The sequence below is a fragment of the Natronoarchaeum rubrum genome (assembly GCF_024494695.1).
Genome location: NZ_JANHDP010000007.1, coordinates 127,888 through 141,784 on the forward strand (window position 1 = coordinate 127,888; position 13,897 = coordinate 141,784).

Annotated in this window: 12 protein-coding genes; 7 read left to right on the forward strand and 5 right to left on the reverse strand. The window is 68.4% G+C overall.

All coding sequences use genetic code 11. The annotated features are described in order from the left end of the window. Positions 1 to 309: 309 nt before the first annotated feature. Complete coding sequence (locus NO931_RS17435; protein ID WP_256393638.1) at positions 310 to 3,639, forward strand: methyl-accepting chemotaxis protein; 3,330 nt, start codon at positions 310 to 312, stop codon at positions 3,637 to 3,639. 50 nt (positions 3,640 to 3,689) lie between these two features. On the opposite strand, the gene thiD is transcribed toward NO931_RS17435, so the two are convergent. Continuing rightward, positions 3,690 to 5,036: a bifunctional hydroxymethylpyrimidine kinase/phosphomethylpyrimidine kinase gene (thiD, locus tag NO931_RS17440; protein ID WP_256393639.1), complete on the reverse strand. Its 1,347-nt coding sequence runs from the start codon at positions 5,034 to 5,036 to the stop codon at positions 3,690 to 3,692. 122 nt (positions 5,037 to 5,158) lie between these two features. On the opposite strand from thiD, the gene NO931_RS17445 reads away from it, so the two are divergent. After that, positions 5,159 to 5,581 (forward strand): SHOCT domain-containing protein, encoded by a 423-nt coding sequence (locus NO931_RS17445; RefSeq protein ID WP_256393640.1) that lies wholly within the window; start codon positions 5,159 to 5,161, stop codon positions 5,579 to 5,581. Between the two features lie 7 nt (positions 5,582 to 5,588). On the opposite strand, the gene NO931_RS17450 is transcribed toward NO931_RS17445, so the two are convergent. Beyond that, on the reverse strand, positions 5,589 to 6,617 hold the full coding sequence (locus NO931_RS17450) for an AIR synthase family protein (RefSeq protein ID WP_256393641.1): 1,029 nt from the start codon (positions 6,615 to 6,617) through the stop codon (positions 5,589 to 5,591). A 180-nt stretch (positions 6,618 to 6,797) separates the two neighbouring features. On the opposite strand from NO931_RS17450, the gene NO931_RS17455 reads away from it, so the two are divergent. After that, complete coding sequence (locus NO931_RS17455) at positions 6,798 to 7,961, forward strand: site-2 protease family protein (protein WP_256393642.1); 1,164 nt, start codon at positions 6,798 to 6,800, stop codon at positions 7,959 to 7,961. Between the two features lie 108 nt (positions 7,962 to 8,069). Beyond that, entirely contained in the window at positions 8,070 to 9,164 is a 1,095-nt protein-coding gene (locus NO931_RS17460; protein WP_256393643.1) for a sulfite exporter TauE/SafE family protein, read from the forward strand. 24 nt (positions 9,165 to 9,188) lie between these two features. Here the strand turns inward: NO931_RS17460 and NO931_RS17465 are convergent, their stop codons facing one another. After that, the gene (locus tag NO931_RS17465) at positions 9,189 to 9,821 is read right to left on the reverse strand and encodes a DsbA family oxidoreductase (protein ID WP_256393644.1); all 633 of its coding nucleotides are present in this window, start codon (positions 9,819 to 9,821) and stop codon (positions 9,189 to 9,191) included. Positions 9,822 to 9,941: 120 nt separating this feature from the next. Further along, positions 9,942 to 10,781 (reverse strand): VOC family protein, encoded by an 840-nt coding sequence (locus NO931_RS17470; RefSeq protein WP_256393645.1) that lies wholly within the window; start codon positions 10,779 to 10,781, stop codon positions 9,942 to 9,944. A 93-nt stretch (positions 10,782 to 10,874) separates the two neighbouring features. Here NO931_RS17470 and NO931_RS17475 point away from each other — a divergent pair, with 93 nt between their 5' ends. Continuing rightward, a complete protein-coding gene (locus NO931_RS17475) occupies positions 10,875 to 11,594 on the forward strand; it encodes an SDR family oxidoreductase (protein ID WP_256393646.1) in 720 nt (239 codons plus the stop codon). Positions 11,595 to 11,672: 78 nt separating this feature from the next. On the opposite strand, the gene NO931_RS17480 is transcribed toward NO931_RS17475, so the two are convergent. After that, entirely contained in the window at positions 11,673 to 12,263 is a 591-nt protein-coding gene (locus tag NO931_RS17480) for a 50S ribosomal protein L15e (protein WP_256393647.1), read from the reverse strand. Between the two features lie 435 nt (positions 12,264 to 12,698). On the opposite strand from NO931_RS17480, the gene NO931_RS17485 reads away from it, so the two are divergent. Beyond that, complete coding sequence (locus NO931_RS17485; protein WP_259371622.1) at positions 12,699 to 12,884, forward strand: DUF1328 family protein; 186 nt, start codon at positions 12,699 to 12,701, stop codon at positions 12,882 to 12,884. Positions 12,885 to 13,051: 167 nt separating this feature from the next. Next, positions 13,052 to 13,894 carry a class 1 fructose-bisphosphatase gene (locus tag NO931_RS17490; RefSeq protein WP_256393649.1) on the forward strand — a complete coding sequence of 281 codons (843 nt, stop codon included), beginning with the start codon at positions 13,052 to 13,054 and terminating at the stop codon, positions 13,892 to 13,894. Positions 13,895 to 13,897: the final 3 nt, after the last annotated feature.

A 13,897-nucleotide genomic window follows, 5' to 3' on the forward strand; every position in this document is an offset into this window, starting at 1 on the left:
CACGTCGCCGTCCGAATAAAATCCTGCTGATCGCCGACCGCGGGGCGCCCGCTCGTCCGGACGCGGCCGGTCGTCTGCATCCGACCGGCCGCTCCCTCGCCGGCGGCACCAGCTCGGCCCGAGGGATCGGTCGCTACTCGTCGGCGTCCCGATACGGCTCGAACGGCGGCTTCACTGGCGTACCACGTTGTTGCGCGTATAATTAGCTCACATTATACTTGGATACTTCTACGGAATCTTCCTCCCGTGTACTGTTCGATCGTTTACCAATGCATGAATTTATATTACTTCAGGGATTGCAGTTGCTGTATGCTCGATCCTCTAAAGCGGCTGGTTCCTAATAGGATCCGCCGGAGTTACGCGGCGAAGTTCGCCATCGTCGTGATCATAATCGGACTCTCGATCGGTCTCATCGGCGGCGTGGCGACCGCCCTGATCTCCGAAGACATCGAACAGAGCGTCGGTAGCGACCACGAGACGACGGCGCTGGCCGGCGCCGACAACGTCTACAAATGGCAAAACGATAAGGTCAACAGTATCAGCGTTCTCTCGCGACAGGATATCCTCTCCGCGGGGACCTCCGGTACTGCCGACGTCAACGCCTACCTCACCGACTATACGGGCCAACAGACGGGCCAAACGACGTATCTGACCTCGATTCACGTCGTCGAGCGTGACACGGGGTACGTCCGCAACTCCTCGAGCGGCGTACACCGGGGCGAAACGCTGTCACCGGATAACTACCCGTGGCTCAACGATCCCCAGTTCGACACCAGAGGCGTCAACATCACCGGCGCCTACGAGTCTCAGTACGACACCGGCTCTGACGGCAATCAGATCATCTCCTTCGTCAAACCCGTCCAGAACCAGGACGGCCTCCTCGTCGTGATGTCGTACAACGCGAATCTGGTCGGCGAGACGCTCCTTTCGAGCGCCTCCTACGACAGCAGTTTCAGCACCGTCGTCAACGCTGACGGGGAAGTCGTCATGCACGACCAGAACGCCGGCAGCCTGGTCGGGGAGTCGTACCCGACGAGTAGCGATGCGTTCCAGGCCGCGATGGATATCGAGGACGACTCGGAGTCCGTCTCGCTGCGGTCTCAGTCGACGGCCGGCATCCTCGAGGAAAACCACATCGTCGGCATCGCCGCGACGTCTGACGACCTCCGGACGTCCGGGAAGGACTGGTACGTGTTGGTCCACACGCCGACGAGCGAGGCGTTCGGATTCGTCTCCTCGGTCCGGCAGTACGGCGTCGGCGCGACGATCGGCGGCGTACTGCTGATCGGGCTCCTCGGCGCCTTGCTCGGTCGGAACACCGCGGTGGCGATCGACCGGCTCACCTCGAAGACCGAGGAGATGGAGTCGGGCAACCTCGACGTCGACTTCGAGACCCAGCGCATCGACAACATCGGCCGGCTGTACGACGGGTTCGCGAACATGCGCGACGCCTTGCGCGAACAGATTCGCGAGGCCCAGCAGGCCCGCGAGGAGGCCGAACAGGCCCGCGCCGAGACCGAGCAGATGAACGAACACCTCGAAGCCAAGGCCGACGACTACCAGACGGTCATGGACGAGGCAGCGGACGGCGACCTCACGGCCAGAATGGACCCCGAGAGCGAGAACGAGTCCATGGCCCAGATCGGTCGCACGTTCAACGAGATGCTCGGCGAGATCGAGGCGACCACCGAGCAGCTCAAGAACTTCGCCGCGGAGGTCGCGACCGCCAGCGAGCAAGTGACCGCCTCCAGCGAGGAGGTGCGCTCGGCCAGCGAGCAGGTGACCGAGTCGATTCAGGAGATTTCGGACGGCGCCGAGCGCCAGAACGACTCGCTCCAGTCGGTCAGCCAGGAGATGTCCGGCCTCTCGACGACGATCGAGGAGATCGCCTCCTCGTCGAACGAGGTCGCCGACATCGCCGAGCAGACCGCGAACACCGGGCGGGAAGGTCGTGAGGCCGCCCAGCAGGCGATCGAGGGGATGAACTCGATCGAGGCCGAGAGCGAGGAGGCCGTCGCCGAGATCGAACAGCTGCAGGAGGAAGTCGCCCAGATCGACGACCTGCTGGAGTTCATCACCGAGGTCGCCGAGCAGACCAACATGCTCGCGCTCAACGCCAACATCGAGGCCTCCCGCTCCGGCGAGTCCGGCGAAGGGTTCGCCGTCGTCGCCGAGGAGGTCAAGGAACTGGCCGCCGACACCAAAGACGCCGCAGAGGACATCGAGGATCGGCTCGAACAGATCAAGGCCCAGACCGACACCACCGCCGAGGAGGTCCGCAAGACCTCCAACGAGGTCTCCCAGCACACCGACTCGGTGCGCGAGGCCGCCGACGCGCTCGAAGAGATCGCCGGCTACGCTCAGGAGACCAACACCGGCGTTCAGGAGATCAGCGCGGCGACCGAACAGCAGGCCGCCTCGACCCAGCAGGTCGTCGCGATGGTCGACGAGGCCGCCACGATCAGCGAGGAGACCACCGCCGAAGCCGAGAACGTCGCCGCCGCCGCCGAGGAACAGACCACCGCACTCACCGAGGTCTCCCGGTCGGCCTCCGATCTGGCCAACCAGGCCTCCCAGCTCTCCGAGGCGCTCGATCGGTTCGACACCGACGCCAACCGCGAGTCCGGCTCCTCGGAGCTCCCCGACGAACAGGATAGCGCGCTCCCGTCGGCCGAAGAACTCGCCGCGGACGTGCGCGACCAGACTGACGATACCGGTGGCCTGCCGGTCGACGACGGCCCGACGACTGACGCTGCCGACGAATCCGCCGACACAGCGACCGGCTTCGACGACCCGCTCGCGAACGACGCGGACGACGGCGACTCGTCGACAACCGACGCGGCGTCGCCGTCACACGACGCCGCTCCGAGCGGTCCGGCCGACGAGGACGATCCGCTCGGTGACGCCGAGGACGACGATACGCTGGACGCCGATGCGCTGAAGGCGGACGCCGACGCCGCGGACGCCGGTTCGAGCGACGCCGACGCAGCGCCGGTCGACGCCGGCGACTCCGGTCCCGCGACGCTCAACCGCACGGAGCAGGACGAACAGGCGGTCACGAGCGCGCCCGACGAGGACCAGCCCGATGCGACCGCACTCGGCGGATCGCCCGCGAGCGACGCCGAGTCGTCGAGCGAGTCCGATTCGACTGCCGCCGCGGCCGCTGCGGCCGACGACAGCGTCGATCCCGACGAGATGTTCGACGACGAGGGGCCGCTCGGCAGTTCCGCAGACGACACGACGACCTCGGACGAACAGGTCGAGGACGCGCTCGCCGACGACACGACCGACGAAACCTCGCCCGACCCGCTCGCGGACGACACCGCTGACGACGCGGCGCCGGATCCGCTCGCGGACGATGCAGCCGACGACGCGGCGCCCGACCCGCTCGCGGACGACGCCGCCGACGACACGCCGGACCCGCTCGCCGATCAGGAATCCGGCGACGACGGATCTGACTCGATAACGATCGGCGCATCCGAGGACGCCGGCGACGAGTCGACCGACGCCGAAGACGACGAGTCGGCCGACGAAACCGACGAACCCGCGGACGCCGACGAGGAGGACGAGTCGGACAACGACATGTTCTCGTTCGTCCAGTCCGACCCCGAGAACCGCGACGACGACGACGAAAACTGACGGCGCGGCTCGCGACGCTTTTTTAGACGACGTTCGGTTGTCGACCGCGATCAGTCGCGGCGCTCGATCTCCTCGGCCAGCGCGAGCGTTCGATCGACGAGTCGGTCGTGATCGATAGACAGTACGGTGACCGAACGGTCGCGCTCGTCGACGAGCGCGCACGGCGTCTCGTCGGCCGCAGCCAGTGCGTCTTCGACCGCGTCGCGCAGCTGATCGCCGCCCTCCGCTCGGTCTGCCGGCGAACTGTACCTGGCCGTCGTCCAGTCCAGAGAGTTCACCGCGGCGTCGGCGCCCGCCGTCCGAACGGTCGCCGCGAACCGCACCTCGGGATCGACCTCGCGCGCGCCGAGCAACACGTCGGTCGGTCGCGGCGCGACGTCGAAGCGGACGCCGCGGTTCGCCCGCAGTCCGGACTGCGCCGCGCCGACGCCGCCCTCAATGGCGGCCACTTCTGCAGGCCGTTCCGCGTACGGCGTCGCGCCGACGAGTTCGAGTCCGCCGCCGCCCGCCAGCGCCCGCGCGTCGGCGGCCGCGAGCCGGTCGAGGACTGACTCGATCGCCTCGGAAGTCTCGGCGCGGTCGGCCAGTTCCTGACGGGCGGCGCCGTGGTTGACGGCGCCCGGGCCCTCGCCGACGTCGTAGTGGTACCGGACCGCCCGCTCCATGAACCGAACGCCGCCGGCGACGGCGTCCCGGAGCGGCTCGCCTCGTGCCAGCCGGGCGGCGATCGCGCTGGAGAGCGTGCAGCCCGAGCCGTGGGTCGCGTCGGTGTCGATCCGCGGGTGCTCGAAGCGCTCGGCGCCGTCGGCGGTGACCAGTACGTCGACGACGGCGTCGCCCTCCGCGTCGAGGTGGCCGCCCTTGACGAGCGCGGCGTCGGCGCCCAGTTCCACGAGCGCCTCGCCGGCCGTCCGTGCGTCCGCGATCGTTTCGAGGGACCTGCCGGTCAGCACTGCCGCCTCGTCGGCGTTCGGCGTCACGACGGCGCTCTCGGCGATCAGCGTCTCGTAGGCGTCCTCGGCGTCGGCGTCGAGCAATCGATCGCCAGAGGTCGCGACCATCACCGGATCGACGACCGCCGGCGCGTCGTTCGCTGCCACGTTCTCCGCGACGAGGTCGATCACCGGGGCGGTCGCCAACATTCCGGTCTTGATCGCCCCGACGTCGAAGTCCTCGACGACGGCGTCGATCTGGGCCTCGATCTCTTCGATGGGAAGAACGTGCGAGCCGTACACGCCGGTCGTGTTCTGGGCGGTCGCGGCGGTGATCGCGCTCGTCCCGAAGACGCCGTTGGCTTCCATCGTCTTCAGGTCGGCCTGGATCCCCGCGCCGCCGCCCGAGTCGCTGCCGGCGATCGTCAGCGCGACGGGCCGCTCGTCGGGTGCAGGTCGTCTCATACGCGTTAGTATTATCGGAGAATACAAATTGGTGATGGAGTCGGTGCGGCGACTTCCTCCGGCTCACGGGCCGATCCGGGGACCGTGGCAGTAAAGTCCACGTGAGGCGATTATGAACACAAATGGGCGCCCTCGATCGACTGCTCGAACAGTTCTGGACGGAGGAGTTCGTCGCCGAGGAGCTGTGGCTCGTCGTGGGCGTCGCCACGCTGCCGCTGATGATGCTCGCGGGCGCGCTGGGGATCGAGGCGCTTGCCGGGATCGTGATGATCGTCGGCTGGTTCCTCGTGACGCCGCTACTGATGTTCTTCGGCGATCAGGTCGCGGCGGCCCTGTTCGCCGAGGACGTCGAGGAGCACGACGAGAACGAACCGCTCGCGATCCTCCGCGAACGCTACGCGCGCGGCGAGCTTACCGAAGCCGAGTTCGAGCGGCGCGTCGAGCGGCTTCTGGAAACTGAAAGCGAATCGGCGCCCGGCGAGCGCGACACCCTCCCGAACGAGGCCGCCGACTCCCCCGATCGGGACGTCAGCTACGAGCGCTGACCCGGACTCACTCCTCGGCCTGCAGTTTCCCCATGTACTCCTCGAAGGCGCCCCAGAACGGATCGCGACCGGGGTGATCGACGGGCTCGCGGTCGACGGTGAGGCCGGAGCCGTCGGTGACCTCGCCGACTTCGGCGGCGGGAATCCCCTCGGACTCCAGGGCCGCCAGCACGTCGTCGACGCCCGCCGGCGCGACGGCGGCCAGCAGCGTCCCCTCGCTGATCGAGATCCACGGGTCGATGCCGAAGTACTCGCAGGCCTCCAGCACGCCGGGCTGGACCGGCACGCGGTCACGCTCGATCTCGATGCCGACGCCCGCGGCGCGGGCCATCTCGAAGAGGCCGCCGTGGACGCCGCCCTCGGTCGCGTCGTGCATCGCGCTGACGGGACCGGCCGCCGCGGCGGTCAGCGCGTCCCTGATCGGGCTCATGTCGTAGAACCGGTCTTTCGCGTCTGCGATGACGCCGTCGTCGAGATCACCGCGCATGAGCGACTCGAACTGGATCGACATGAGGCCGGTCGCCTCGATCGCGGGCCCCTTCGTGACGATGACCTTGTCGCCGGGTCGCGCGCCGTTGGGGCGTACCAGGTCCTCGGCGTCGCCGACCGAGATCGCCGTCCCGCCGCCGATCATCGGGTAGTTGCAGCCGGCGTACCGGCCGGTGTGGCCCGTGACGATGCTGACGCCGAACTCGGTGGCCTCGCGGTCGAACGTCTCCCACAGCGTCGCGAACTGCTCGTCGGTGATCTCGGCGGGCATGTTCAGGTCGACGCTGAGGTGCGTCGGCGCCAGTCCGGAGACGGCGACGTCGCTCAGCAGGATGTGGATCGCGAACCACGCCGCCCGCTCGAAGCCCAGCGACGGCATCACGAACACCGGATCGGTCGCCATCGCGGCGACCTGTTCACCGAGATCGACCACGCCGAAGTCGACGCCGTGTTGCGGGCCGAGCGTCACGTCGTCGCGCTCGGCGCCGAGGTTCGGGTACACGTACTCGTCGAAAAAGTCGCGATCGATCTTGCCCAGATCACTCATGCAGTAGGGTATTCTCGCACGGTATTTAGTCGTGGTGACAGAAACCCGAGAATTCGACCGCGAGCGATCGGGATTTGACTTGGCGTGGGTCAGCACGGTTGACGCCCTCAACGACGGAACCGCCGGGGGTTCGGACCACCATGGGCAGCTATAACCGCCGACCGCGCCAACCGTCGTAGCATGCGCAACTACACGATCGGATCGGTGACCGGGATCCCGATCCGGGTCAACGTCACGCTGCTTGTGTTCCTGCCGGCGCTGGCGTGGCTGCTCAGTCGTCCCGACCAGATCGGCGTTTACGCCGGCGTGATCGAGGCGCTCTCGCCGCACGGGATCGACGACGCCGCCATCGAAGCCGGGCAGACGCCGCTGGTGCTCGGAAGCGCGGCGGCCGTCGGCCTGTTCGTCAGCGTGCTGATCCACGAACTCGGTCACTCCTGGACCGCCCGCTACTTCGAGGTCGGCATCGCGTCGATCACGCTGTGGATCTTCGGCGGGATGGCCCACATGGACGAGCTCCCCGAGGACTGGAACGTGGAGTTCTGGATCGCCGTCGCCGGACCGGTCACCAGCCTGCTGCTGGCCCTCGGCTTCGGTGCCGCCCTCCAGATCGTTCCCGCGTCGGCGCCGCTGGCGATCTTCGTCGTCGGCTGGCTGGCGGTCGCCAACGTCTCGCTGGCGATTTTCAACATGGTGCCCGCCTTTCCGATGGACGGGGGCCGGATCCTCCGGGCGCTGCTCGCCCGGTCGCGTCCGTACGTCGCGGCGACCCAGACCGCCGCGGCGGTCGGCCGGGGGTTCGCCATCGTGATGGCGATCCTCGGCATCCTCAGCTTCGCGCCGATGCTCGTGCTGATCGCGATGTTCGTCTACGTCGCGGCGACGGCCGAGTCCCGCACCACGGCGCTCCGTGACCTGTTCCGGGGCATCACCGTCCGCGACCTGCTCTCGGACCGGGGCGAGGCGGTCGACGCCGACGAATCGGTTCAGACGTTGCTCGAACGGCTCGTCGCCGAGCGCTCGACGGGCTACCCCGTCGTCGACGGCGGGCGCCTGGTCGGGCTGGTGACGTTCGACGAGGTTCGGTCGGTCCCGCCGGCCGAGCGCGACGCCAGCCGCGTGTCCGACGTGATGCGCGCCGACCCGCCGACGGTCGACATCGACGCCGACGCGTTCGACGCCCTGCAGCTGTTCGCCGAGTCGCGCACCGACCGCGTCGTCGTCGTGGATGGAGAGGACGTTGTCGGGACGATCTCGCAGTCCGACCTGGTCACCGCGATGGAGGTCGTTCAGGGGCTCGGCGACGTGTCCAAGCCCGAACTCGCGCCGGACGGCTACGCCTGATACGCGGCGCGATCGGCGGGGGCTCCGCATTCCGACCCGAAGATGATTACAATCAGGTAAGAGCGCCGCCTTTTTTCCGATCGATCCGTTCAGAGATGGCCACTGGCCGTGACACTCCCATCGTCGTCGTTCGACCGAATCGTCGCCGCATTCCTGCGGTATCAACACGTGCTGGTGTTCCTCGCACCCGTCGCCTTCGTCGGCCTCGTGTTCTTCGCAGCCCCGACGCCCGCCGACGCCGGCGCGAGCTACTGGCTCGAGTTCTGGTGGCTGTTCCCGTTTTTCCTGCTGGGCGCGACTATCGTGAACACGGTCGGCATCAGCGGCGCCGCGCTGTTCGTCCCGTTCCTGATCTTCATCTTCCCGCTGTTCGCGGAGCCGCTTTCCTCCCAGACGCTGGTGAAAGTCGGCCTGATCAGTGAGTCGTTCGGCCTCTCCAGTTCCGCGCTGGCGTTTATCTCCTACGGGCTGGTCGATCGCCGGCTCTCGCTCGCGATCGTCGCCGGCGCGCTGCCGCTGGTGATCGGCGGCGCGCTCCTGTCGTTCTTCCTGCCCGAACCGGTGTTCCAGCTGCTGCTGGGCGGCGTCCTCACCGCCTCGGCCTACCTCCTGTTCCGACTCGATCTGGACCACGAGGAGCCCGGCGCCGAGGACGCCGACACCCCCGCCGCGGCGGCCGACGGCGGTACGGAGGGCGTACTCCCCGACGACGCCGACAAGCTCGGCGTCGCGGGCGTCTCGGTCGACGACGGGAACGTGACGCGCGTCGACAAGGAGGGCAACGAGTATCGCTACGACCGATCGGGCTACCTGCGTCGCTTCGGAACCTACGGTTTCGGCGGCGTGTTCCAGGGCGTCGCCGGCTTCGGCATCGGCGAGATCGGCATCGTCTCGATGCTCACCTCGTCGATCCCGGTCCGGGTCGCCATCGGCACGAACCACATCGTCGTCGCAACCACCGCGATCGTCGCGTCGCTCACCCACGTGTTCGGCGGCGGGCTGGTCGGCCACGGCACGATGAACCTCGCGTCGACGCCGTGGAACATGGTCGTGTTCACCGTGCCGGCGACGGTCATCGGCGGCCAGCTTGCGCCACACGTCGCGGCGAGGCTCGACACCCACACCCTCAAGCTATTCGTCGCCAGCCTCTTCGCGCTGATCTCGACCGCGCTGTTCGTCCTCAGCGGACAGGCGTTCCTCTGACTCGGCGTCCTCGCGTCGACGCCGCTACTCGCCTTCGACCAGCCGCCGAAGCTGCTCGGGCGGGACGGCGCCGCGGGCCGCGTACCCCTCGTAGGCGAACGTCGGCACGCCCGTGACGCCCTGCTGCTGGGCGACGCTGAACTGCTGGGTGAGTTCCTCGCGCAGCCCGTCGTCGTCGATCGCGTCGCGGATCTCCGTGGCGTCGAGGTCGACCTCGGCGGCCAGGTCGGCCAGCACGTCCGGGTCGCCGATGTCCTGACCCTCCTGCCACAGCGCGGCGTAGATGGCTTCGTCGAAGTCGAGCCACTGATCGTAGTCGTAGTGCTGTTTGACGTGGTACGACGCCACCTGCGCGTTCAGCGAGTCGATCTCTCTGGAGAGCTCTAACTCCATCTCGACGTCGTACTCGTCCTGAAGCCGGCGGACGTTCTCTTTCGCCTGCTCGAAGTACGACTCGTCTTTCCCGTCGTCGACGGAGTGGTCGATCTCGCCGTCGGGCCCGCGCTTGCCCGACCGCAGGTCGAAGGGGTGCCAGTCGATCTCCAGTTCCTCGTCGCGTTCGGCCTGGTACTGATCGAGTGACTCCCGCCCGAGATAACAGAACGGGCAGACGTAGTCGGCGAACACCGTGATCTGCTCGGTCGTCTGTTGGCTCATACGACCCGATAGCGGCGCCAATCGGAAAAGGGGGAGGCGATCGTGAGCGCCCCGCGCCCACCCGTCCCGTAGCGCCCGAAACTCGGTCGCTCAGCTCCGATCGCACCGTCGCGGCCGAATCTACGCCGTGACCACGCGAATGCCGATTCCGTCGGGGTCCTCGACGCGGAGCGTCTCGCCGCAGCGTTCGGCGACGACGCTGTGGCGCTCCAGACGCCGCTGCGTCGCCATCAGCGCGTCGGCGTCGGGAACGACCACCTCGAACCGAACCAGCCCGCGGTGCTCGCCGGCGGGCTCGGTCCGGCCGTTCCAGGTGTTGATCGCGAGGTGGTGGTGGTAGTCGCCGGCCGCGAGAAACGCCGCACCGTCGTCGTACGTCCCCGAGACGCCGAGGCCCAGCGCGTCGACGTAGAACGAGCGCGACGGCGCGAGCGTCGACACTTCGAGGTGGACGTGGCCCACGTCGGTCCCAGCGGGCAGCGCGGCGTCCGGGTCGCCTCCCGACAGCGACGCCAGATCCAGCGGCGCGGTGCCGATGTCGACCCGCCCGTCGTCGACGCGAGGCCACACCTCGCGCGGCCGGTCGCAGTACAGTTCGATCCCGTTGCCCTCGGGGTCGGTCAGGTAGAGCGCCTCGCTGGCGTCGTGGTCGGCGGCCCCCTCCAGACTGCCCTTCGAGCGAACGCGCGCCAGTGCATCGGCGAGCGCGTCCCGGTCCGGTACCCGAATCGCGACGTGGAACAGCCCCGTCGCCGTCCGCGGTCGCTCCGGTGCGTCGGGCGTCTCGATCAGTTCGAGAAGCGTCGTTTCGCCTGCGCGAAGCGTCGCTCGCTCGTCTCCGCGATCGATCGTCGGGACGCCGACGACGCGCCGGTAGAACCCGGCCTGTCGGTCGACGTCGTTCACCCGGAGGGTCACCCGTCCCATCCGCGTCTCCGGCGGTAGTTCGTCCGTGCCCATGGCTGGCGTTGGTCGTCATCACGCTTGAACCTGTTTGCCGACCAACCGTTCTCACGTGCCCACGCTTATTCCGGCGGCCGTGGTACGCGGCGTATGTCAGCACCGATCGAGCGTGCGCTCGTCGCGGGCGCGAGCGGCGGCACCGGCCGCGAGATTCTCACACAACTGCGCAACGCGGGCGTCCTCGTGCGCGCGATGACGCGCTCGGCCGAAACGGAACTCGAACTGAAGCGCCGCGGCGCCGACGAGGTGGTCGTCGGCGATCTGCTGGAGCCGGCCGACGCGGTCCGGGCGGTCGAGGATTGTGACGCCGTGTTCTGTGCGGTCGGAACGGGACCGAGCCCGCGTCACCTGCTGGGCGGCGACCTCGTCGACCGCACCGGCGTGGCGAACCTGCTGACGGCCGCCGTCGCCGAGGGCGTCGATCGGTTCGTCTACGAGAGCGCGATCGGCGTCGGAAACTCGGCGCCGGGGATGCCGTTGCCCTTCCGGCTGGCGATCCGAGCGACGCTCGCCGCGAAAGACGCCTCGGAGAACGCGCTCCGGGCGTCGGGACTGACGTACACGATCGTCAGGCCGGGGCGTCTGACCGACGACCGGGCGACCGGCGACGTACTCGTCGGACGGGGCGGCGACACCGTCGCGGGATCGATTCCGCGGGCCGACGTCGCGCGCCTGATGGTCGCCGCGCCGTTCACGCCCGACGCCCGCAACGAGACGTTCGAGGTGGTGAGCCGGGAGGGGCTGCGCGGCGACGCCGACGGACTGATCGACGTGGACTGGCGCGTGCCCGAAGCGGCGACCGAGCCCTGACGTGCGGTTCTGACGACTGTCACACGGCGGCGCTGAGGCTCTCGGTCGGAGAAAAATACTGAAAAGCGAAAGCGGCGTCTACTTGCCGCGGTTGCGATCGCCGTTGATCGAGGGCTTGGTGTGCTCGGTCCCCTTGCCGCGGTTCTGCTGACCTCGGCCGCGCTGACCGGCGCTGGTCTTGCCGCGGAACGCGCGACCCTGATGGGTGTCGTCGCAGATCCAGTTGAGTTCGTCGTCGTTCTCGATCGCGGGGTGGTTCGGATCGATGAGGATGACTTCGTGCCACTTCTGGCTGCCGTCCTCGCCGACCCAGTAGCTGTTCAGCACGCGCAGGTTGCGGTACTTGCGGCTGGCGCGCTCCTCGGCGATGCGCTGGAGGTTCTTGCGCCGCGTGATGCGGTTGACCCCCTGGCGCTTCGTTCTGCGGCCGGCCTTGTGCCGGACCTTGCGCGCCGAGCCCTTGCGGACGCTGACGCGGGCGACGACGACGCCCTGCTTTGCCTTGTAGCCCAGTTCGCGGGCCTTGTCCAGGCGGGTGGGGCGCTCGACGCGCTCGATGGCGCCCTGGTCGCGCCACTCCTGCTTGCGCTGCCACTGCAGTTCTGCGAGCTGTCCGTCGCCCGGATCCTTCCAGGCGTCCTTGATGTGCGAATAGAAACTTCGTGCCATGGATTATCACCACGGGCGTTGCGTGGTTCAGCCGGCAGTCCGGCCACATCCCGTCCTGTCGCGCGTACGGCAGGTGCCCGCTGGTGCCCGTGTCGTCCAGCGAGTGGCCGAATCTTGTCCGGTTCGGCGCATAAGGGCTTCGAAGTGCGGCCCGAGGACGGCCGATCTCACCACGTTCGACGCCGCTCGTTCCGCTTCGGAGCGGCGTTCCGCCCGCCTTACAGCGGCGCCTCGACCGCCCCAGCGCTGTTTCGCTCACGGCACGGCGGCGTCGAGGGGGTAAGCCCGGGCTTCCGGCGATAACCGGACTGTTACAAAGTCCGCTCTCGGCGAACCTGCCAGTATGTCGCTGACACGCGATCCGCCCCGGCGAGGGTTCGACTCGTGGACACCGCAGCGTCCCCGAAACGGGGGTGATCGCGCGTGAGCCTCGACCTGACGGCGGCGGCGCTTCCGGCCCAGCTCACGGGGGAGTTCCTGCAGTGGGCGATCCTGTTTTTCGTGCTGGCGATCATCGCGGCGGCGGTCGGCGCTCGCGGGGTCGCGGGCGTCTCGATGGATATCGCTCGCGTGTTCGTGCTGATCTTCCTCGTGCTGGCGATCATCTCGCTGTTGCTGTAGTCGCCGAGCGCTCGTGGCGATCCCGATCGGTCGTGTCGGAACGACCAGCATTCCCGCGGCGTCCGAACGCAAACGGTCACGTCCCCAAACTGTTTGTGAGCGCGCGAAGTTGCTTCTCCCATGAGCGAACAGCGATCCGAACTCGAACTGTGCGGCGCGGAGACGCGATGAGCGACGTCGTCGAGGAGGTCGTCGATGCCGTCGTCGCGGTCGCGCCCGAACTGCGGGCGGCGCTGGCCGACCACCGCGGCGCGAAGGGCGGGACGAATCCGAGCGGCGACGAGCAGTCGCTCGCCGACAGGAAACTCGACGAGTTGCTCTACGAGGCGCTGACGCCGATCGACGGCGTCGGCGCGTTCGCCAGCGAGGAACGCGAGGAGATCGTCGACGTCGGCGGCGGGCTCAGTTTGGCGACCGACCCGCTCGATGGCTCCTCGAATCTGGCGTCGAACACGACCGTCGGGGCGATCCTGGCGGTGTACGACGCCGACCTGCCGGCCACCGGCGAGGACCTGCTCGCGGGGATGGTGCTGGTGTTCGGCCCGACGACGACGCTGACCGTCGCGGTCGACGGCGAGGCCACCGAGTACGTGCTCGCGGACGGGGAGATCGTCGACTCCTCGCCCGTCACGCTGGCCGGCGAGAACGCGATCTGGGGATTCGCCGGCGGGCCCGACGAGTGGTTCGACCCCGTCACCGCGTTCGCGGACGACCTGTACCACCGCACGAAGCTCCGGTACACCGGCGCGATGGTCGCCGACGTCCAGCACCTGCTGGCGAAGGGCGGCATCGTCGGCTACCCGGCCCAGCACTCGCGGCCCGACGGCGTGCTCCGACTGCAGTACGAGTCGAACCCGGTGGCCTACGTCGTCGAGTCGGCCGGCGGCGCGGCTTCGACCGGCCACGAGCGCATCCTCGACGTCGAGCCCGACGGGCTCCACCAGCGGCTCCCGACCTTTTTCGGCTCGCCGGCGATGATCGAGGAACTAGAAGAGCGGCTCGAGAAGTAAGCG